16 protein-coding genes are annotated in these 18,101 nt (G+C 68.5%); 11 read left to right on the top strand and 5 right to left on the bottom strand.

The genetic code is table 11. The features are described 5' to 3' along the window. Positions 1 to 223 precede the first annotated feature (223 nt). The 7 genes from ACYVBS_RS01375 (at position 224) to ACYVBS_RS01345 (ending at position 8,609) form a co-directional block, all read left to right on the top strand. The gene (locus ACYVBS_RS01375; RefSeq protein WP_460821314.1) at positions 224 to 2,386 is read left to right on the top strand and encodes a S46 family peptidase; all 2,163 of its coding nucleotides are present in this window, start codon (positions 224 to 226) and stop codon (positions 2,384 to 2,386) included. Between the two features lie 129 nt (positions 2,387 to 2,515). After that, on the top strand, positions 2,516 to 3,157 hold the full coding sequence (locus ACYVBS_RS01370; RefSeq protein ID WP_460821313.1) for a histidine phosphatase family protein: 642 nt from the start codon (positions 2,516 to 2,518) through the stop codon (positions 3,155 to 3,157). Positions 3,158 to 3,211: 54 nt separating this feature from the next. Then, positions 3,212 to 4,498, top strand: a complete 1,287-nt coding sequence (gene folC, locus ACYVBS_RS01365; RefSeq protein WP_460821312.1) for a bifunctional tetrahydrofolate synthase/dihydrofolate synthase — start codon at positions 3,212 to 3,214, stop codon at positions 4,496 to 4,498. Positions 4,499 to 4,579: 81 nt separating this feature from the next. Continuing rightward, a complete protein-coding gene (locus ACYVBS_RS01360; protein WP_460821311.1) occupies positions 4,580 to 5,572 on the top strand; it encodes an SPOR domain-containing protein in 993 nt (330 codons plus the stop codon). A 42-nt stretch (positions 5,573 to 5,614) separates the two neighbouring features. Continuing rightward, on the top strand, positions 5,615 to 6,169 hold the full coding sequence (locus tag ACYVBS_RS01355) for a CvpA family protein (protein ID WP_460821309.1): 555 nt from the start codon (positions 5,615 to 5,617) through the stop codon (positions 6,167 to 6,169). A 37-nt stretch (positions 6,170 to 6,206) separates the two neighbouring features. Further along, positions 6,207 to 7,676, top strand: a complete 1,470-nt coding sequence (gene purF / locus ACYVBS_RS01350) for an amidophosphoribosyltransferase (RefSeq protein ID WP_460821308.1) — start codon at positions 6,207 to 6,209, stop codon at positions 7,674 to 7,676. A 132-nt stretch (positions 7,677 to 7,808) separates the two neighbouring features. After that, positions 7,809 to 8,609, top strand: a complete 801-nt coding sequence (locus ACYVBS_RS01345; RefSeq protein ID WP_460821306.1) for a ferritin-like domain-containing protein — start codon at positions 7,809 to 7,811, stop codon at positions 8,607 to 8,609. A gap of 57 nt (positions 8,610 to 8,666) precedes the next feature. On the opposite strand, the gene lpxH is transcribed toward ACYVBS_RS01345, so the two are convergent. Beyond that, the gene (gene lpxH, locus ACYVBS_RS01340) at positions 8,667 to 9,395 is read right to left on the bottom strand and encodes a UDP-2,3-diacylglucosamine diphosphatase (RefSeq protein ID WP_460821305.1); all 729 of its coding nucleotides are present in this window, start codon (positions 9,393 to 9,395) and stop codon (positions 8,667 to 8,669) included. Between the two features lie 291 nt (positions 9,396 to 9,686). Between lpxH and gltX the strand changes: the two genes are divergently transcribed. After that, a complete protein-coding gene (gltX, locus tag ACYVBS_RS01335; RefSeq protein WP_460821303.1) occupies positions 9,687 to 11,093 on the top strand; it encodes a glutamate--tRNA ligase in 1,407 nt (468 codons plus the stop codon). A gap of 9 nt (positions 11,094 to 11,102) precedes the next feature. Further along, positions 11,103 to 11,606 carry a transcriptional repressor gene (locus ACYVBS_RS01330; RefSeq protein ID WP_460821302.1) on the top strand — a complete coding sequence of 168 codons (504 nt, stop codon included), beginning with the start codon at positions 11,103 to 11,105 and terminating at the stop codon, positions 11,604 to 11,606. Positions 11,607 to 11,708: 102 nt separating this feature from the next. On the opposite strand, the gene ACYVBS_RS01325 is transcribed toward ACYVBS_RS01330, so the two are convergent. The 3 genes from ACYVBS_RS01325 to ACYVBS_RS01315 all read right to left on the bottom strand — a co-directional run bounded on the left by ACYVBS_RS01325 (position 11,709) and on the right by ACYVBS_RS01315 (position 15,903). Next, complete coding sequence (locus tag ACYVBS_RS01325; protein WP_460821301.1) at positions 11,709 to 12,263, bottom strand: DUF1003 domain-containing protein; 555 nt, start codon at positions 12,261 to 12,263, stop codon at positions 11,709 to 11,711. A 79-nt stretch (positions 12,264 to 12,342) separates the two neighbouring features. Beyond that, positions 12,343 to 13,575: an MFS transporter gene (locus ACYVBS_RS01320; RefSeq protein WP_460821300.1), complete on the bottom strand. Its 1,233-nt coding sequence runs from the start codon at positions 13,573 to 13,575 to the stop codon at positions 12,343 to 12,345. 162 nt (positions 13,576 to 13,737) lie between these two features. Next, complete coding sequence (locus tag ACYVBS_RS01315) at positions 13,738 to 15,903, bottom strand: TonB-dependent receptor (RefSeq protein ID WP_460821299.1); 2,166 nt, start codon at positions 15,901 to 15,903, stop codon at positions 13,738 to 13,740. Positions 15,904 to 15,988: 85 nt separating this feature from the next. Here ACYVBS_RS01315 and ACYVBS_RS01310 point away from each other — a divergent pair, with 85 nt between their 5' ends. Both ACYVBS_RS01310 and ACYVBS_RS01305 read left to right on the top strand, forming a co-directional pair. After that, on the top strand, positions 15,989 to 16,399 hold the full coding sequence (locus tag ACYVBS_RS01310) for a MerC domain-containing protein (RefSeq protein WP_460821603.1): 411 nt from the start codon (positions 15,989 to 15,991) through the stop codon (positions 16,397 to 16,399). A 141-nt stretch (positions 16,400 to 16,540) separates the two neighbouring features. Beyond that, the gene (locus ACYVBS_RS01305) at positions 16,541 to 16,732 is read left to right on the top strand and encodes a 30S ribosomal protein THX (RefSeq protein ID WP_460821298.1); all 192 of its coding nucleotides are present in this window, start codon (positions 16,541 to 16,543) and stop codon (positions 16,730 to 16,732) included. A 115-nt stretch (positions 16,733 to 16,847) separates the two neighbouring features. Here the strand turns inward: ACYVBS_RS01305 and hutI are convergent, their stop codons facing one another. Then, on the bottom strand, positions 16,848 to 18,077 hold the full coding sequence (hutI, locus tag ACYVBS_RS01300) for an imidazolonepropionase (RefSeq protein ID WP_460821297.1): 1,230 nt from the start codon (positions 18,075 to 18,077) through the stop codon (positions 16,848 to 16,850). Positions 18,078 to 18,101 lie beyond the last annotated feature (24 nt).

Here is an 18,101-nt window from a genome sequence, read left to right as displayed (position 1 = left end):
CATTGCTCCAGCCCTCCGTCGCGGCATCCTGCCGCGAGTCGGGCCGCGGGCCATTCATGGCCCGCTTTTCCGCAATGCCCGCCATGGACACCTCCCTAATCAGTGCCCAGAGGGTTCGCGTTTCGAACCGGAACTTGCCTCCTGCCCCTGTCATAAGTCATGGGCGCGCCCGCCCCAACCCCGCTAGACTCGCCGTTTCGCATTTCGCAAACGGAGTAGAGGCATGCGTCATTCGGTGTTGGCCGCCGCCATCGCGCTGGCAGGCATGGGGACCGCGGTAGCGGGCGAGGGCATGTGGGTGCCGCAGCAGTTGCCGGAAATCGCCGGTCCGCTGAAGAAGGCCGGTCTGAAGCTCAGTGCCCAGCAGCTGTCCGATCTCACCGGTGACCCGCTGGGCGCCGTGGTCTCGCTGGGCGGCTGCACCGCCGGCTTCGTGTCGCCGCAGGGCCTGGTCGCCACCAACCACCACTGTGCGTACGGCGCCATCCAGCTGAACTCCACCCCGGAAAAGAACCTGATCCGCGACGGCTTCTACGCCGCCACCCCGGGCGAGGAGCTGTCCGCCGGCCCGAATGCGCGCATCTACGTGCTGGATGCGATCACCGACGTGACCGACCAGTTCAAGGCCACCATTGCCGCCGCGCCCGACGCGCTGGCCCGCACCAAGGCCGCCGATGCGCTGGAGAAGAAGCTGGTCGCCGACTGCGAAGCCGAAGCCGGTTTTCGCTGCCGCGTGTACAGCTTCTCCGGCGGCAACGTGTACCGCCTGTTCCGCAACCTCGAGATCAAGGACGTGCGCCTGTCGTACGCCCCGCCGAGCAGCGTGGGCAAGTACGGCGGCGACGTCGACAACTGGATGTGGCCGCGCCACACCGGCGACTTCTCGTTTTACCGCGCCTACGTGGGCAAGGACGGCAAGCCGGCCGCGTTCTCGACGGACAACGTGCCTTACCAGCCCAAGCACTGGCTGAAGCTCGCCGACAAGCCGCTGGGCGAGGGTGATTTCGTGATGGTCGCGGGCTACCCGGGCCGCACCGCGCGCTACGCGCTGGCCAGCGAGTTCGACGACACCGCCGGCTGGACCTACCCGACCGTAGGCCAGCACTACAGGAACACGATCGCGATGATCGAGGCCGCCGGCGCCAAGAACCCGGACATCGCGGTGAAGTACGCCGCGACGCTGGCCAGCCTCAACAACACGATGAAGAACTACGACGGCCAGCTCGAAGGCTTCAAGCGCATCGGCGCCGCCGAAACCAAGCGCAAGGAAGAGGCCGCGGTGCTGGAGTGGCTGCGTGCGCAGGGCGACGCCGGCAAGGCCGGTCTGGCCGCCCACGCCAAGCTGATCGAGCTGGGCAACATCGCCCGCGCCACCCGCGAGCGGGACCTGGTGTTCGGCAGCCTGCGCAACAGCGGCATCCTGGGAGCGGCCTCGCAGCTGTACCGCCTCTCCCTCGAAAAGGCCAAGCCGGACGCCGAGCGCGAGCAGGGTTACCAGCAGCGCGACATGCCGGCGTTCGAAGGCGGCATGAAGCAGATGGAGCGCCGCTACCACCCCGACATGGACCGCGAGCTGCAGCAGTACTGGCTGCGTGAGTACGTGAAGCTGCCGCAGGCGCAGCGCGTGGCGGCCGTCGACAAGTGGCTGGGCGGCAACGACGAGCAGGCCATCCAGCGCGCGCTGGACAGCCTGGCCAAGAGCGAACTGCGCAATGCCGACAAGCGCATGGCACTCCTCGGTGCTGACCGCGCCACGCTCGAGGCCAGCAAGGATCCGGCCATCCAGTTCGCCGTGGCGGTGATGCCGACCGTGCTGCAGCTGGAAGAGACCGCCAAGACCCGCGCCGGCGAGTCGCTGCTGGCGCGCCCGGCCTACCTGCAGGCCATCGCCGACTACAAGAAGAGCAAGGGTGAGTTCGTCTATCCGGACGCCAACTCCAGCCTGCGCATCACCTTCGGCAACGTGACCGGCTACACCAAGCTGGACGGCAGCAAGCAGAAGCCCTTCACGGTGCTCGAGGAAATCCCGGCCAAGGACACCGGCGTCGATCCGTTCGACGCGCCGAAGGTGCAGCTGGAAGCCATCGCCACCAAGCGTTACAGCGGCCTGGCCGACAAGCGCCTGGGCACGGTACCGGTCAACTTCCTGTCCAACCTGGACATCACCGGTGGCAACTCCGGTTCGCCGGTGCTGGACGCGCAGGGCAAGCTGGTGGGCCTGGCGTTTGACGGCAACTGGGAATCGGTCAGCTCCAACTGGGTGTTCGACCCGGTCATGACCCGCATGATCACCGTCGACCAGCGCTACATGCGCTGGATCATGCAGGAGGTCTTCCCGGCCCCGGCGCTGCTGAAGGAAATGAACGTGGCGCCGAAGGGCAAGTAAGCCGCGCGTCATGGGCAATACGAGGAACGCCGGCCCCGCGCCGGCGTTTTTCGTTTCGCTCGCAACGGTTGCGGCCCGGTTGTCGTCTGCTAGGCTCCGGTGTCCCCGCGTCCCCAGCATCCGATTCCCATGCGCATCCTGCTTGCACGCCACGGTGAGACCCCGTGGAACGCCGAAGGCCGTTACCAGGGCCAGGAAGACATCCCGCTTTCGCCCGTGGGCGAGGGTCAGGCCCGCGCACTGGGCGAACGCCTGCGCGAGGTGGCGATCACGCGTGCCGTGGCCTCGCCGCTGCGCCGTGCGCGCTACACCGCCGAACTCGCGCTCGGCCAGCGCGACCTGCCGCTCACGCTCGACCCGGGCCTGATGGAAATCGCGCACGGCACTTGGGAGGGCCTGCTGGCCAGCGAGATCCGCGAGGCGGACCCCGAGCGCCTGCGCCTGTGGCGCGAAGCCCCGCACGAGGTGCTGATGCCTGAAGGCGAATCGCTGCAGCACGTGCTCGACCGCGCCTGGCCGGCGTTCGCCCGCGCCACCGAGGGGCTGGGCGACGACGACACGCTGCTGGTGGTCGCCCACGACGCGGTGAACCGCGTCCTGCTGTGCAAGATCCTGGGCATTCCGCTGGCGCAGTTGTGGGGTTTCCGACAGGCGCCGACGACCGTCAACCTGTTGGAAGGCCCCGATGTCGACCACCTCGAGGTGGTGCGTCTGAACGATTGCAGCCACCACACCGCGCTGTTCGGGGAGGCGGTCCACCGGGCGTTGTGATGCAATAGGCGCCCCCACCGCCGCATGCCGCCCGCTTCGGGCGCGCCCGTGACCTTGAGCAAGCCCCTGACGCTGGCCGATTGGCTGGCCTACATCGAACGCCAGCACCCTCAGTCCATCGACATGGGGCTGGAGCGCGTGCGCACCGTCGCCACCGCCATGGGGCTCAAGCGTCCCGCCAAACGGGTGATCACCGTGGGCGGCACCAACGGCAAGGGCTCCACCGTCGCGTTCATCGAGGCCATCGGCCGGGCCGCAGGCTGGAAGGTCGGCGCGTACACGTCCCCGCACCTGCTGGCGTACAACGAGCGCGTGCGCATCCATGGCGAGGACGTCGACGACGCGGCGCTCGTGGCCGGCTTCGAGGCCGTGGAGGCCGCGCGAGGCGACGTGCCGCTGACCTACTTCGAGTACGGGACGCTCTGCGCGTTGTGGTTGTTCGAACGCGCCAGGCTCGACCTCGCGGTGCTGGAAGTGGGGCTGGGCGGGCGGCTGGACGCCACCAACATCGTCGACCCCGACGTGGCCGTCATCACCACCGTCGACCTCGACCACCAGGCCTACCTCGGTGACGACCGCGAGGCCATTGGCGCGGAGAAGGTCGGCATCGCGCGGCCGTGGAAGCCGCTGGTACTGGGCGACGATGACCCGCCCTCCAGCGTGCTGGGCCATGCCTACACCATCGGCGCATCGGCCATCCGCGCGCGCTGCGACTTCTTCTTCGAACCGATGGATGCGGACAGCTGGCGCTGGCGCGAAGTGGGCTTCAGTGCCACCTTGCCGCGCCCGCAACTGGCGGCGCCCGTCCAGTTGCGCAATGCGGCCACCGCCATCGCCGCCGTGCGCGCGCTGCCCAAGCGCCCGCCCCGGCAGGCGCTGGCAGCCGGCGTGGCCCAGGCCCGGCTGGTGGGCCGCCTGCAACAGATTCAGCGGGATGGCGTGGAAATCATTGTCGATGTGGGCCACAACCCGCAGGCGGCGGCGGAACTGGCCGCGTGGCTCAAGCAGGCGAAGGCCCGGCAGCGCCCGGCCGCGGGCGTGACCCGCGCGGTGTACGCCGCGCTGGCAGACAAGGACGCACAGGGCGTGGTCGACGCCCTGGCGGGGGAGGTTGATGCCTGGTACCTGGCGGGACTGGCCGAGCATGGACCGCGGGGAGACGGCCCCGAGGCCCTGGCGGCCCGGTTGGCCGGCACGGCCGCGGCGTCGGCGCCGCAGTTCCCCGGCGTGGCGGACGCATTGGCCGCAGCCCGTCGCGACGCCAGTGCCGGCGACCGCATCCTGGTGTTCGGCTCTTTCCATACCGTCGCGGATGCGTTGGTGGCCTTGGGGGCTGAATGAAGCTGCACCCGGCGGCCCGGCCCGCGGGTCGCTCCCGGGTATAATTCGCCCGGCATTTCCGCCCGTGGCGTGCGAGATCCGATGGAACCTGCCCTGAAACAGCGACTGATCGGCGCGACGGTGCTTGTCGCCCTCGCAGTGATCTTCCTGCCGATGCTGATCAAGGGCCCCGCGCCGGAAAGTGGCGTCTCGGACGTCCCGCTGCAACTGCCGGACACGCCGGAAGGCGGCTACGAGACCCGTGAACTGCCGCTCGTCTCGCCGGGCCAGCCGGCTGCAGGCGGGGCTCTGGGCATGGAGACGGCGCCGGACAAGCTGCCCAACGTGGACGCCGATGCCGCGGTGGCCGCCTCCACCGACAGCGGGATGATGCCACCGCCAACGGCCGGCGGCAGCCATGCCGTCACCTTTGGCAGTTACGCCACCAGCGCGGACGCCGAGCGGGTGGTCGCGGCGTTGACCGCGTCGCAACTGCCGGGCTACCAGGAGTCGGTGAAGACCGCCAGCGGCCGCACGCTGTTCCGCGTGCTCATCGGGCCGTATACCAGCCAAGCCATCGCCGAATCGGCCCGCCTGCGCGCGGGCCACGTGCGCGATGACGTCGGCGCGAAGGTGATCGTGCTGGATGCCTCGGCGGACGACGCAGCGCCTGCCGCGGCGTCGGTATCCCAGCCGGCCCCGCTGCCGGCGCCCTCCGTCTCCAAGCCGGTGGCGTTGGCCGAAAGCAAGCCGGCGACCGCCGCGCGCCTGCCCGAGGCGCCCAAGCCGGCGCCCGCGGCGCCCAAGCCTGCGGAGAAGACACCCGTGGCGGTGCCGACGCCCAAGCCGGCAGCGTCCAATGTCGGGTTCGCGGTTCAGTTGGGCGCGTTCAGCAACGCCGCAGAGGCCACCCGCCTGCGCGACCGTGCGCGCGCCGCCGGTTTCAGTGCCTTCGTCGAATCCGTGCGCACCGACAAGGGTGCGCTCAGTCGCGTGCGCGTGGGCCCGGTGGCCGACCGCGCTGCCGCGGAGCGCTTGCAGGCACAGGTGGCGTCGAAGCTGGGCGTGAACGGCATCGTCCGTCCGCATCCCTGACGCCGCTTCATTTTTTTCGAGGCGCGCGAACGGATGGGTGCAGTGGATTGGGTGTTGCTGGCCATCATCGGCGCATCGGCCCTGCTGGGTGTGATGCGCGGGTTCGTGGGCGTGGTGGTGTCGTTGCTCGCGTGGATGCTGGGTGGCTGGGTCGCGTTCCGTTACGGCGGCGACGTCGGTCTGGTGCTGGCCTCCGATGGCGAGCCCGGCGCGACCGAGCTGTTTGCCGGCCATGCGCTGGCCTTCATCGCCGTGATGGTGGTGGTGGGCGTGGTGGGTTGGCTGGTGCGCAAGCTGGTGCAGTCGGCCGGCCTGGGCGGCATGGACCGGATGCTGGGGTTCATGTTGGGCCTGGTGCGTGGCGGGTTCGTGGCCTGCGCGCTGGTCCTGATCCTGGCGTTGACGTCGATGCCGCGCGAACCGCAATGGCGGGCCTCGCCGGTGGTGCCGGTGTTGGTGCCGGGCGCGCAGTGGCTGCGCGGATGGCTGCCCGAATGGGTGGCGACGCAGGTGGATTTCACGGGCGACGGTGGGGCGACAATCCCGGCGTTGCAGGACAAGGCGGCGGCACTGCCGGCGCCGGCATTCGGCGGCTGAGTCCGCCATTCATTCAAGTTCAGCAGGATTACTTTCCATGTGCGGCATCATCGGTATCGTCGGCCACAACGACGTCGCGGCGCAGCTTTATGACGGCCTGACGGTGCTGCAGCACCGTGGCCAGGATGCGGCGGGCATCGCCACCGCCGACGGCAAGAAGCTGCGTGTGCACAAGGGCAATGGCCTGGTCAGCGACGTGTTCGACGAGAACGCCATGGGCCTGTTGCAGGGGCACATGGGCATCGGCCATTGCCGTTACCCGACGGCCGGCAGCGAAGGCTCGGACGAGGCACAGCCGTTCTACGTCAACTCGCCGTTCGGCATCGCGCTGGCGCACAACGGCAACCTGATCAACACCGAGGCGCTGCGTCGCGAGGTGTTCGAACAGGACCGCCGCAACGTCAACACCGAGTCGGACTCGGAAGTGCTGCTCAATGTCTTCGCCCATGAGCTGGATATGCAGAAGGCGCTGACGCCGGAGGCCGCGTTCAAGGCCGTCGAAGGCGTGACGCGCCGTTGCGTGGGTGGCTATGCGGTGGTGCTGACGGTGCTGGGCCTGGGCCTGGTGGCGTTCCGCGATCCCAACGGCATCCGCCCGCTGGTGCTGGGCAAGCGCGTGAGCAACGGCCGCGACGAATACGCGGTGGCGTCGGAGTCGGTGGCGCTGGATCTGATCGGGTTCGAGCGCGTGCGCGACGTGCGTCCGGGCGAAGGCGTGGTGATCACCACCGACGGGCAGCTGCACGCCCGCCAGTGCGTCGAGCCGGGCAAGTTTGCGCCGTGCATCTTTGAATACGTGTACTTCGCGCGTCCCGATTCGATGATGGACGATGTGTCGGTGCACAAGGCGCGCATGCGCATGGGCCAGGCACTGGGCGAGAAGATCCTGCGCCTGATGCCGAACCACGACATCGACACGGTGATCCCGATTCCGGATACCTCGCGCGACGCCGCGCTGGAGATCGCCAACGTGATCGGCGTGAAGTACCGCGAGGGCTTCATCAAGAACCGTTACGTGGGCCGCACCTTCATCATGCCGGGGCAGGGCCAGCGCGCGAAGTCAGTGCGTCGCAAGCTCAACCCGATCCCGCTGGAGTTCCGTAACCGCGTCGTGCTGCTGGTGGACGACTCGATCGTGCGCGGCACGACCTCGCAGCAAATCGTGCAGATGGCGCGCGACGCAGGCGCGCGCAAGGTGTACCTGGCCTCGGCCGCGCCGCCGGTGCGCTATCCCAACATCTACGGCATCGACATGCCGTCGGCGGAGGAGCTGGTGGCGCATAACCGCACCGAGGAAGAGGTGCAGAAGCTGCTGGGCTGCGACTGGCTGATCTACCAGGACCTGGAGGCGCTGGAGGCTTCGGTGTCGGGGCCCAAGCACCGCATCGAAAGCTTCGATTCGTCGTGCTTCAACGGTGAGTATGTCACTGGCATCGAGGAAGGTTATTTCGAGCGCATCAAGCAGATGCGGTCGGATGAGGCTAAGAAGGTGCGGCGCTCGGCGTGAAGTGGCTGGGGGGCTGCTGCGGGATGACCTGCCAAGTCGCTCCCCGATACTCGCTTGGTTGGCATGCCATCCCGCAGCCGCCTTCCAACGGTGATGTGGTTCGTGCCGTGCGCCGAAGGTGGCGGAGTGTGAATGAATCTGTTTGATGCTGCCCGCGGGTGCTTAGATGCCTCCTCTCCCGAGGAGAAGGTGGCGTCCACGTTTGCGGCGGCTGACGCGTTCGCGCGCGGGGAGCTGGCCATTCCCGCGGACGCTACTAAGCCAGAACCGATCCGGATGCCGGGGCGGCCTGAGCGGCCGCTGCTGGTGCATCCGCGCAACCTGCCCAAGCGCGGGCTGGGTACGCCCGAAGGGCGGGCGGCGTTCGTGCACGCGATCGCGCACATCGAGTTCAATGCGATCGACCTGGCGTGGGACGCGGTGTATCGCTTTCGTGGCTTGCCGCTTGAATTCTATGCGGACTGGGTAGAGGTGGCGCGCGACGAGGCGCGGCATTTCCAGTTGCTGCGTGCGCGGTTGCAGCAGCTGGGTCACGACTACGGTGACTTCGACGCGCACAACGGCCTGTGGGAAATGGCCGAGAAAACCGCGCACGATGGTCTGGCTCGGATGGCGCTGGTGCCGCGTGTGCTGGAGGCGCGCGGGCTGGACGTGACGCCGGGAATGATCGTCAAGCTGCGCTCGATGGGGGATGAGGCCACGGTGGCCATCCTGGAGGTGATCCTGCGCGAGGAAGTGGCCCACGTGGCCGCCGGTTCGCGCTGGTTCCGCTGGTATTGCGAGCGCGCCGGCGTGGAACCGCGGGTCACGTTCCGCTCCTTGTTGGCCGAGTATGCGCGCGCGGTGCTGTACGGACCGTTCAACGTGGAAGCACGGGCGGCGGCGGGCTTTGACGAAGATGAGTTGGCGGCGTTGAGTCAGTACGCCAACTGACTCTTGCGGGCTCGATCGTGGTTGGGATCGTGTCCGGGCCAGCCGGCGAGGGTTCGCTCAGGCCAAGGTCGCCAGATCGAGGCCGTCCGTACTTACGCGCAACACCGAACCCTGCTCGTACCAGTCGCCCAGTACGATGCGACGACAAGCGTGCGCACCCGCGCGCAGTTCGTGAACCGCAGGGCGGTGCGTATGGCCATGAATCAGCGTGTCCACGCCGTAACGCGCCAGCGTGCCTTCGACAGTGGCGGGTGCGACATCGGTGATCGTCTCCATCTTTCCCTGCATGCCCGCCTGGTGTGCCTTGCTCGCCGCACGCGCCTGCTGGGCGAACGCGAGGCGCGCGGCCAGCGGCTGCGAGAGGAACTGGCGCTGCCAGTCGGGATTGCGGGTCTGGGCGCGGAACGCCTGGTAGGCGGTGTCGTCGGTGCACAGCAGGTCGCCGTGCATCAGCAGGGTAGGCTTGCCGTACAGCATCACCACGGCCGGGTCGGGCAGCAGCGTCATCCCGGCGCGGCGCGCGTAGTCGGCGCCGAGCAGGAAGTCGCGGTTGCCGCGCATGAAGTACACCGGCACGCCCGCATCGCGCACCGCGCGCGTGCCCGTGGCCACCGCGGCGCCCACTTCGGATGGATCGTCATCGCCCACCCATGCCTCGAACAGGTCGCCGAGGATGTACAGCGCATCGGCGCGCATCGCCTCGTCACGGAGAAAGCGCAGGAACAGCTCGGTGACGTCCGGACGCTCGGCGTCCAGGTGTAGGTCGGAGATGAACAAGGTGGTCATCGGCCCATTGTAGAAGCTCCGGTAGGGAGCGGCGCCCGGCATGTGCGTTTCATGGAGAAGGCCTTGGGTAAAAGCAGGCTGCTTACGCGGCATTGCCACGTGGCCCGATTGAACGCCCGGTGCACCGCCCCGGCCCGGACGGGCCTGCGGTGACTCGAGACAGGATGTCCCGACTTGTCGAGGCGCAATGCCCACGCTGGACGGCGCGTCCCGGAGCCGCACATCGTTCTACACCGGGACCTCCCCCCAACTCCGGGTAAAATGCCCCCTTTCCGCCCGAGCCACCCCCGCATGACCTGCCGCACCCGTTTCGCCCCCAGCCCCACCGGTTACCTGCACATCGGCGGCGCCCGCACCGCGCTGTACTGCTGGCTGGAGGCGCGCCGCCGCGGCGGCCAGTTCATCCTGCGCATCGAGGACACCGATCGCGAGCGCAGCACCCAGGAGGCCATCGACGCCATCCTGCTGGCGATGGACTGGCTGGGCCTGGACTATGACGAGGGTCCGATCTACCAGACCCACCGCGTCGAGCGCTACAAGGAAGTCGCTGAGCAGCTGATCGCGGCCGGCAAGGCCTATTACGCCTACGAATCCAAGGGCGAGCTGGACGCGATGCGCGAAGCGGCAATGGCCAAGGGCGAGAAGCCGCGCTACAACGGCGCCTACCGCGAGCAGAACGCGCCGTACCGCGACGATCCCAATCGCGTCATCCGCTTCAAGAACCCGCAGGACGGCGTGGTGGCGTGGGAGGACAAGGTGAAGGGCCGCATCGAGATCGCCAACAGCGAGCTCGACGACCTGGTGATCTTCCGCCCGGACGGCTATCCGACCTACAACTTCGCGGTGGTCGTCGATGACCTCGACATGCAGATCACCGACGTGGTGCGTGGCGACGACCACATCAACAACACCCCGCGCCAGATCAACCTGTACGAAGCGCTGGGCGCGCCGGTGCCGCACTTCGCGCACCTGCCGATGATCCTCGACCCGGAAGGCGCCAAGCTGTCCAAGCGCACCGGCGCCGCCGACGTCATGCAGTACCGGGACATGGGCTACCTGCCGCACGCGCTGCTCAACTACCTGGTGCGACTGGGCTGGTCGCACGGCGACCAGGAAGTGTTCTCCATCGCCGAGATGACACAGCTGTTCGACCTGACGGATGTCAACTCCAAGGCATCGCGCCTGGACCCGGCCAAGCTGGGCTGGCTGAACCAGCAGTACCTCAAGGCCGATGCGCCGGAAGCGGTGGCCAGGCATCTGGAGTGGCACCTCAAGGCGCAGGGCTACGACCTCGCGCATGGGCCGAAGGCGGCAGACATCGTCATCGCGCTGCGTGACCGCGTGCAGACCCTGAAGGAGATGGCCGAGCGCGCGGCGGTGTGGTTCCACCCGCTGACCGCCTACGACGAGGCGGCCGTCACCAAGCACCTGACCGCCGCCGCGCAGGCGCCGCTGGCCGACGCGCGCGCGCGCCTGGCCGCGTTGCCGGCTTGGTCCGCCGAAGCGGTCTCCGCCGCACTGCACGAGACCGCCGAGGCTTGCGGCGTGGGCATGGGCAAGGTGGCCCAGCCGATGCGCGTGGCGATCACCGGCACCCAGGTCAGCCCGGACATCTCGCACACTGTGTACCTGGCCGGGCAGGCCGAGGCCGTGAAGCGCATCGACGCCGCGCTTGCAAAGCTGCCGGCCAGCGCCTAAATCAGGGGCATGAGCCACGCCCACGCCTGCACCGACCCCAAACACCACGTCCACGACGGCGATGCCTTCGTGGCCGAGGTGGAAAGGGCGTGCGAGGCGCGTGGCTTGCGGCTGACGCCGTTGCGCGCCAGCGCGCTGCGCTTGATCGCCGATGCCAGCCGGCCGATGAAGGCCTACGACCTGCTTGACCGGATGAAGCAGACCCACGACGCCGCCGCACCGCCCACGGTGTACCGCGCGCTCGACTTCCTGCTGGAGCATGGCTTCATCCACAAGCTGGCGTCGATCAACGCCTTCGTGGCGTGCCACCACCCGGGCGCACCGGCGCATGCCGTGCCCTTCCTGATCTGCGACCAGTGCCAGTCAGCCACAGAGCTGGAGGACGAGCGCATCGTGCAGACGCTGGATGCGCGTGCGCGTGCGCTGGGGTTCACGCCGCGCAGCCAGACGCTGGAAGTGCATGGCGTGTGCGCGGCGTGCGCCGCGCCGGTCGCGGATACGCCGCACGACTGATTCATCGCGCCAGTGGCTCAGGCAATCCAGAGCGCACGCCAACGTCTGCCGGCTTCGCGTGCATTGCCCGCGAAGCGGATTGCCTGCGTGAGTCGTAGCGGGTCAATCGCGGACGTCGCGCTCTCGCAACAATCGTTCAATCAGCGTCAGCTGTCGCTGCTGCTCTTCCATCAGCGCCGCCAGCTGTTCGTCGCGCATGCGGTCCAGCTTTTCATGCAGCGACATGATCTCCAGCTCAGCCTTCAGGTTGACCTCGTAGTCGTGCGCGGCGGTCACGCGGTCTTTTTCCGCCTGCCGGTTCTGCGACATCATGATTACCGGCGCCTGCACTGCCGCCAGCATCGACAGGATCAGGTTCAGGAACACGAAGGGGTAGGGGTCGAAGGGGTGGCGCAGCAGCACCAGCGTGTTGAGCACCACCCACGCCACCAGCACCAGCATGAATAGGATGATGAAACCCCACGAGCCACCGAAGCGCGCAATGCGGTCGGCCAGGCGCTGGCCGAACGTCAGGCCTTCCTCGTAATCGGCCTGGGGGTCACGCGACAGCGGCGGGCGACGCGACAGGCGCTCGAGCAGGCTGCGTTCCAGCGCGGTGAACTCGGTGCGGCCGTGCTCCAGCAATGACCGGGCAAGGTGACTGATCTGCTCGCTCATGACCCCGTCCTTCTGCAAGTTGGGGCCAGTCTAGATCGCTGGGACGCCCGTTGCGCGACGCGGGGCGGCGCCGTTGCGATCACGCCCGCGCGGCTTCCAGGCCCAACGGACGCTCGCGGATTGGGAGGTTGACCGCCGCTGCCGCCAGCGCCAGGGCCATGTCGGCGTACCACATCCACGTGTAGTCGCCGAAGCGCTCCATGACCAGGCCGCCGACCCAGGCGCCGAAAAAGCCGCCGATCTGGTGCGACAGCAGCGTGAGTCCGAACAGCGTGCCGCGGTAGCGCGGCCCGAACAGCTTGGTGACCAGTCCGGCGGTGGGGGGCACGGTCGCCAGCCAGGTCAGGCCCAGCCCAGCCGAGAACAGGAAGAACGTCATCGGGGTGGGCGGCGACAGCAGGTACACCACGATTAACAGCGCGCGGCTGGCATACATGCCCGCCAGGATGTACTTCATGCGGTAGTGCTGGCCCAGCCAGCCCGCGGCGAGGCTGCCGCCGATATTGAACAGGCCGATCAGTGCCAGGCTCACTGCGGACACGTTGGCCGACAAGCCGCACATCGCAATCTCGGTGGGCAGGTGGGTCACGAGGAAGGCCACGTGCACGCCGCAGGTAAAGAAGCCCAGGTGCAGGCACCAGTAGCTGCGGTCGCGCGCGGCGATGCGCAGTTGTTCGCGTAGTCCAATGGCGGCGGACGGTTGAGCTGCCGCGGCCTGCGTGGCGGCAGCAGGCGCTTCGCGTCGCCGCAGGGGCCACGCCAGCGGCAACGTGGCCAGTGCGGTCGCCGCCAGCGCCCACATCGCGGCGGCCCAGCCGGCGGCGGCGATCACTGCCTGCACGAACGGTGCGAACAGGAACTGACCCATCGATCCGCCCGCATTGATCATGCCCGCGGTCATCGAGCGCTTCTGCGCGGGAATGTGCTGCGCGGTCGCGCCGATCAGGATGGAGAAGCTGCCGGCGCCGGCGCCCGCCGAGGTCAGCAGGCCCAAGGTCAGCAGCAGGCCCCAACTACTGGGCAGCGCGGGCGCGAGCAGCAGGCCCACGATGAGCATCAGCCCACCGGCCACCAACACCCGGCCGGGGCCGTGCTGGTCGGCGACCATGCCGAACAGCGGCTGCGACGCGCCCCACATCAGCTGGCCTATTGCCAACGCGAAACTGATCTCGGCGATGCCGAGGCCGGTGTCACGCCCCAGCGGCTCCATGAAGAGCCCCAGCGACTGGCGGATGCCCATGGTCACCAGCAGGGTGGCGGTGGCGGCGAGGACGAGGGGCCAGTAACGAGGCGTGTGGGCGGTGTGCGGCATGGGTCGTTGATACACCTGCGTCTGCGCGACGGTAAACCCCACCATCGTCTTTCTTGGGTGGCGCGGAGCGAAACGACGAAGCCCGCCAAGGGGCGGGCCTCGTCACGCAGCGTGCGGTTCAGGGCATGTCGTGTCGACACGCCTGGGGTGGATGGCCTTTCGTCAGAAGAATGCGCGTACGCCCACCACGAAGCCGCGGCCCGGCAGCGGCGACAGTTCCTTCAGGAACGAGGTGTGCGGCCGCGCCTCTTCGTCGAGCAGGTTGCTGCCGTCGACAAACACTTCCAGACCGTTGCCACCGGCGGTATCCAGGTGCCACGCGACATGCGCGTCAACGAGGGTGTAGCCGTCGGTAGGACGTTCGTATGCCGCCACGCGGTCCTGCTCGGCGTAGCGCACCGCGCCCAGCGAGGCGCGCCATTGGCCCAGCTCCCAGCGCAGTTCGGCACCCAGGCGCGACGGTGCGATGCGCGGCAGGTTGCCGTCCTGTGGCAGCTCGGCAATGTAGTCCTCGCTGACGCCTTCGTGCTCCAGCGTGAAGGCCACTTCGCGGGTACCGCTGCCGGCCAGTTCGCCGCGGACCAAGTCGCCGAACACGCGCAGGTCCCACTGGCCGCTGGCGTTGTCGGCGAAGGCCCAGCTGGCCTCCGCTTCGGCGCCATTGAAGCGGGCGTCGCCCTGCGTCCACAGGCGGATCGGCACCTCGTGTTCCACCAGTCCGGTGTCGGCCAGGTAAAGGTAGTCGTCGAAACGTACGTGATAGATCGACGCGCTGGCCTTGAACGGGCCGTGGTGCCAGTGGATGCCCAGTTCCGCGCGGTTGGCGGTTTCCACGTCCAGCGTGGGCGTGCCCAGTTCCAGGCTGTTGGTGGCCACGTGCAGGCCGTTGGAATACAGCTCTTCGGCGCTCGGTGCGCGCTGCGCCCGGTCCAGGCCGAACATGATGTGCACCGGATCAATCGGCTCCCACTTCAGGCCGGCCGACAGGCTGGTGGTGTCGAAGTCGCGGCTCGGGCCGATGGCCACGCTCTCGTCCACGTCCACCTTGCTGCGGTCGTGGCGCGCACCCAGTTCCAGCTTCACCGGACCGACGTCGCGCTGGCCGATCCAGAACAGGCCGGCGTCGCTCGAACTGGAGCCCGGGACGAACGCCTCGTCGCCCACGGCCACGAAATCGCGCTGCCCCCACTGAACGCCAAACGCGCCGTTCCAGCCGGCCAGTGGCTGGTGCACCAGTTCGATGCGGGCCTCGGTGCTGTCGTTGTCGAATACGGTGCCGACCGCGTCGCCTTCGTATTCGGTGTGGGTGTATTCGGTGCGGGCGACCTTGGCGCGCAGCGACTGGAACATCCCCAGGTCGTTCAGGCCCGCACGCAGCTCGGTGCGGCGCTGGTCCATGTCGATGTGCACGCCGTCGCCGTGGGCGTCGCCTTCGCCATCGCCCTCGTCGGCATGCGCATGGCCACCGCCCGGGATGCCGTAGCGTGAATTGAACAGGCTGTAGCCCATGCCCACGAAGCCGCGCGAACCCACCCACGACACGCCCAGGGCGGCGCTGTCGTTGCGCACGAAGCTGTTGGGCAGGCGGCCTTCGTTGGCGGGATCGGCCTCCTCGCCATGCTCGGCGAGCAGCCATGCGCTCTCCGCCTGGCCGGGGATCTCGACCTCGCCGGTTTCGCGGTGCAGGGCGTCGAAATGGAACACGAGGTTGCCCGAGGCGGAGGTGCCGTCCAGGCGCACCATGCCGGTCTTCTCGTCATTGACGCTGCCCGCGCGCAGTTCGGCGCGGCCCTGCAGCGGCTGGTCGGTGACGGCCTCCGGCACGCGGCCATCGATCACGTTGACCGCGCCGCCGATGGCGCCGCTGCCGTACAACAGGGTGGCCGGGCCTTTGAGCACTTCGATCTGGTCGGCCAGGAACGGCTCGATGCTGACCGCGTGGTCCACGCTCACCGTGGACACGTCGCCGCTGCCCAGCCCGTCGCTCACGACCTGCACACGGGCGCCGTCGAAGCCCCGGATGATCGGCCGGCCGACACCAGGGCCGAAGTAGGAGGACTGCACGCCCGGCAACTTGTTGACCGTTTCGCCCAGCGAGTTGGCCTTGGCTTCGTCCAGCTCCTCACCGGTCAGCACTTCCACCGGCCGGGTCAGCTCTTCGGCGGTACCGGCCAGCGGGGTGGCCTTCACGATCACCGCATCCAGGTCGACGGCGTCGTGCTCGTGTTCGGTCTGCGCCTGCGGTGGCTCGGCGGCGTGAACTGCGGGCAGGACCAAGGCGAGGGCGAGGGCCAGTGGCAGGCGACGGGGTGCGCGAATCCGGTTCATGCGGAGCAAAGCGTCCAGCTGACGAAGTGATGCGTAATGTTATAGTATTGCAATTATGGATTCACCCCTCCCGGAAGTCACGGCCATGCCCCAACACCGCATCCGCCACCTGCTCGACCGCTTCGGCGCCATGGGCTCGCTGGTGTGTGCCGCGCACTGTGCGCTGATCCCGGTGGCCATCGCGCTGCTGCCCGCGTTGGGGCTGGCCAGCCTCAGCAGCGATGCGTTCGAGTTTGCTTTTGTCGTGTTCGCCTCGCTGCTCGGGCTGTTCAGCATCGTCTGGGGCTACCGCCGGCACCGCGCCATCCGCGCCATCTCGCTGCTGGCACCGGGCCTGATCGTGCTGTGGACGGGGGTGCTGTACGCGCCGCTGCACCATTCGCTGGTGCCGCATGCGGTGGCGATGACGCTGGGCGGCACGCTGGTCGGGCTGGCGCACCTGGTCAACCTGCGGCTGAACCACGGCCACGTCCACGACGCCCAGTGCGCCCACTGAGGCGGCCGGGGGCCGGCTTGTGCTAGGCTTTGCGGTCTCGCGCGCGACAGCCGCGATCCCGATTCGGTGCCTGCGGCGGGGCTGGACGTCCCGGCGCGGCATCTTTGTTCAACTTTTGAGTACCAGTTCAGGAGCACGACCATGGGTAAGGGCGACCGCAAGACCGCCAAGGGCAAGCGCTACAACTCCAGCTACGGCAACGCCCGTGCGGCCAAGGCCGTGACCAAGGCGACCGGCAACGCTGCCTCGCCGGTGGCCAAGAAGACCGCCAAGACCGTGGCCAAGGCCCCGGCGAAGAAGGTCGTGGCCAAGAAGGCCGCCGCCAAGGAATAAGCGCTGCCAGCGCTGACGAAAAAGCCCCGCAATGCGGGGCTTTTTTGTGGGTGCCGGTCTGGCGTGGCGGGGCGTCACTGGGTGTCGCTGGCGGGGAAGGCGCGGCGGGTTCGGCTCAGCCGATGCGTTGACCGCCGGCGTACACCGCGTCAGCCAAGCGGCCCCCGAGCCAGTAACACAGCTCTGCCGGGTGCCTGACCTGCCACTGCACGAAGTCCGCACGGGCGCCCACGCGAAGCACGCCCCGATCCGGCAGCCCCAATGCGCGTGCAGCATGCACGGTGGCGCCGCGCAGCGCCTCCTCGGGCGTCAGGCGGAAATGGGTGCAGGCCAACTGCATGGCCTGGCGCAACGACAGCAGCGGCGACGTGCCGGGGTTGCAGTCCGTTGCCACCGCCATGGCCACGCCATGGTTCCGGAACGTATCCAACGGCGGCAGCTTGGTCTCGCGCAGCACGTGGAAGGCCCCCGGCAGCAGCACGGCCACCGTGCCATTCGCGGCCATGGCACGGACGCTGTCCTCGCTGGTGTGTTCGACGTGGTCTGCCGAGAGCCCGGAGAACTCGGCCGCCAGTGCCGCGCCGCCCAGGTCGCTGAGCTGGTCGGCATGCAGCTTGACCGGCAGTCCCAACGCGCGAGCCGCCGCGAACATGCGCCGGGTCTGGGCCGGGGTGAAGCCGATGCCCTCGCAGAAGGCATCCACCGCATCGACCAGGCCTTCGTCGTGCAGCGCCGGCAACCAGCTGCATGCCGCATCGATGTATTCGTCGGCGCGCTCCTTGTACTCCGGTGGCAGCGCGTGCGCCGCGAGGTAGGTGGTGCGCACGTCCACACCCAGTACTTCGCCGACTTGGCGCGCCACGCGCAGCATCTTGCGCTCGCTGTCCAGGTCCAGGCCGTAGCCGGATTTGATCTCCAGCGTGGTGGCACCGTCGGCCAGCAGGGCACGGGCACGCGGCAGCGATTGGCGCAGCAGTTCGTCCTCGCTGGCCTCCCGGGTGGCGCGAACCGTCGAGAGAATGCCCCCGCCCGCCCGGGCGATCGCTTCGTAGCTGGCACCCTGCAGGCGCAACTCGAACTCGCGCGCGCGGTCACCGGCGAACACCAGGTGCGTGTGGCAATCGATGAGGCCGGGGGTAATCCAGCCCGACGCGTCGACCACCTCGCGGGCCAGTCGCTCGGGCGCATCCGGCAGCGCCGTGCGGGCGCCGACAAAGGTGAGCACGCCGTCGCGCCAGCCCAGCGCACCATCCTCGATGGCGCCATAGCCTTCGGGGCCATCGAGCGTGGCCAGCGAGACGCCGGTGATCAGGCCATCCCATGGGAATGCGTTGGTATCGGTCATCCGCGCATTCTAAGCCGCCCGGTG

Source organism: Lysobacter olei (assembly GCF_054777355.1).
The sequence above is the reverse complement of the archived record's forward strand: the minus strand, read 5'-3'. Positions and strand labels throughout refer to the sequence as shown.

Bases quoted from the DNA above. Each gene is read 5' to 3' on its own strand.
- ACYVBS_RS01330 (WP_460821302.1), top strand. From the start codon at position 11,103: ATGAGCCACGCCCACGCCTGCACCGACCCCAAACACCACGTCCACGAC.
- ACYVBS_RS01320 (WP_460821300.1), bottom strand. From the start codon at position 13,575: ATGCCGCACACCGCCCACACGCCTCGTTACTGGCCCCTCGTCCTCGCC.
- ACYVBS_RS01375 (WP_460821314.1), top strand. From the start codon at position 224: ATGCGTCATTCGGTGTTGGCCGCCGCCATCGCGCTGGCAGGCATGGGG.
- ACYVBS_RS01310 (WP_460821603.1), top strand. From the start codon at position 15,989: ATGCCCCAACACCGCATCCGCCACCTGCTCGACCGCTTCGGCGCCATG.
- purF (WP_460821308.1), top strand. From the start codon at position 6,207: ATGTGCGGCATCATCGGTATCGTCGGCCACAACGACGTCGCGGCGCAG.
- ACYVBS_RS01370 (WP_460821313.1), top strand. From the start codon at position 2,516: ATGCGCATCCTGCTTGCACGCCACGGTGAGACCCCGTGGAACGCCGAA.
- ACYVBS_RS01360 (WP_460821311.1), top strand. From the start codon at position 4,580: ATGGAACCTGCCCTGAAACAGCGACTGATCGGCGCGACGGTGCTTGTC.
- ACYVBS_RS01305 (WP_460821298.1), top strand. From the start codon at position 16,541: ATGGGTAAGGGCGACCGCAAGACCGCCAAGGGCAAGCGCTACAACTCC.
- ACYVBS_RS01345 (WP_460821306.1), top strand. From the start codon at position 7,809: ATGAATCTGTTTGATGCTGCCCGCGGGTGCTTAGATGCCTCCTCTCCC.
- lpxH (WP_460821305.1), bottom strand. From the start codon at position 9,395: ATGACCACCTTGTTCATCTCCGACCTACACCTGGACGCCGAGCGTCCG.
- ACYVBS_RS01325 (WP_460821301.1), bottom strand. From the start codon at position 12,263: ATGAGCGAGCAGATCAGTCACCTTGCCCGGTCATTGCTGGAGCACGGC.
- hutI (WP_460821297.1), bottom strand. From the start codon at position 18,077: ATGACCGATACCAACGCATTCCCATGGGATGGCCTGATCACCGGCGTC.
- ACYVBS_RS01315 (WP_460821299.1), bottom strand. From the start codon at position 15,903: ATGAACCGGATTCGCGCACCCCGTCGCCTGCCACTGGCCCTCGCCCTC.
- gltX (WP_460821303.1), top strand. From the start codon at position 9,687: ATGACCTGCCGCACCCGTTTCGCCCCCAGCCCCACCGGTTACCTGCAC.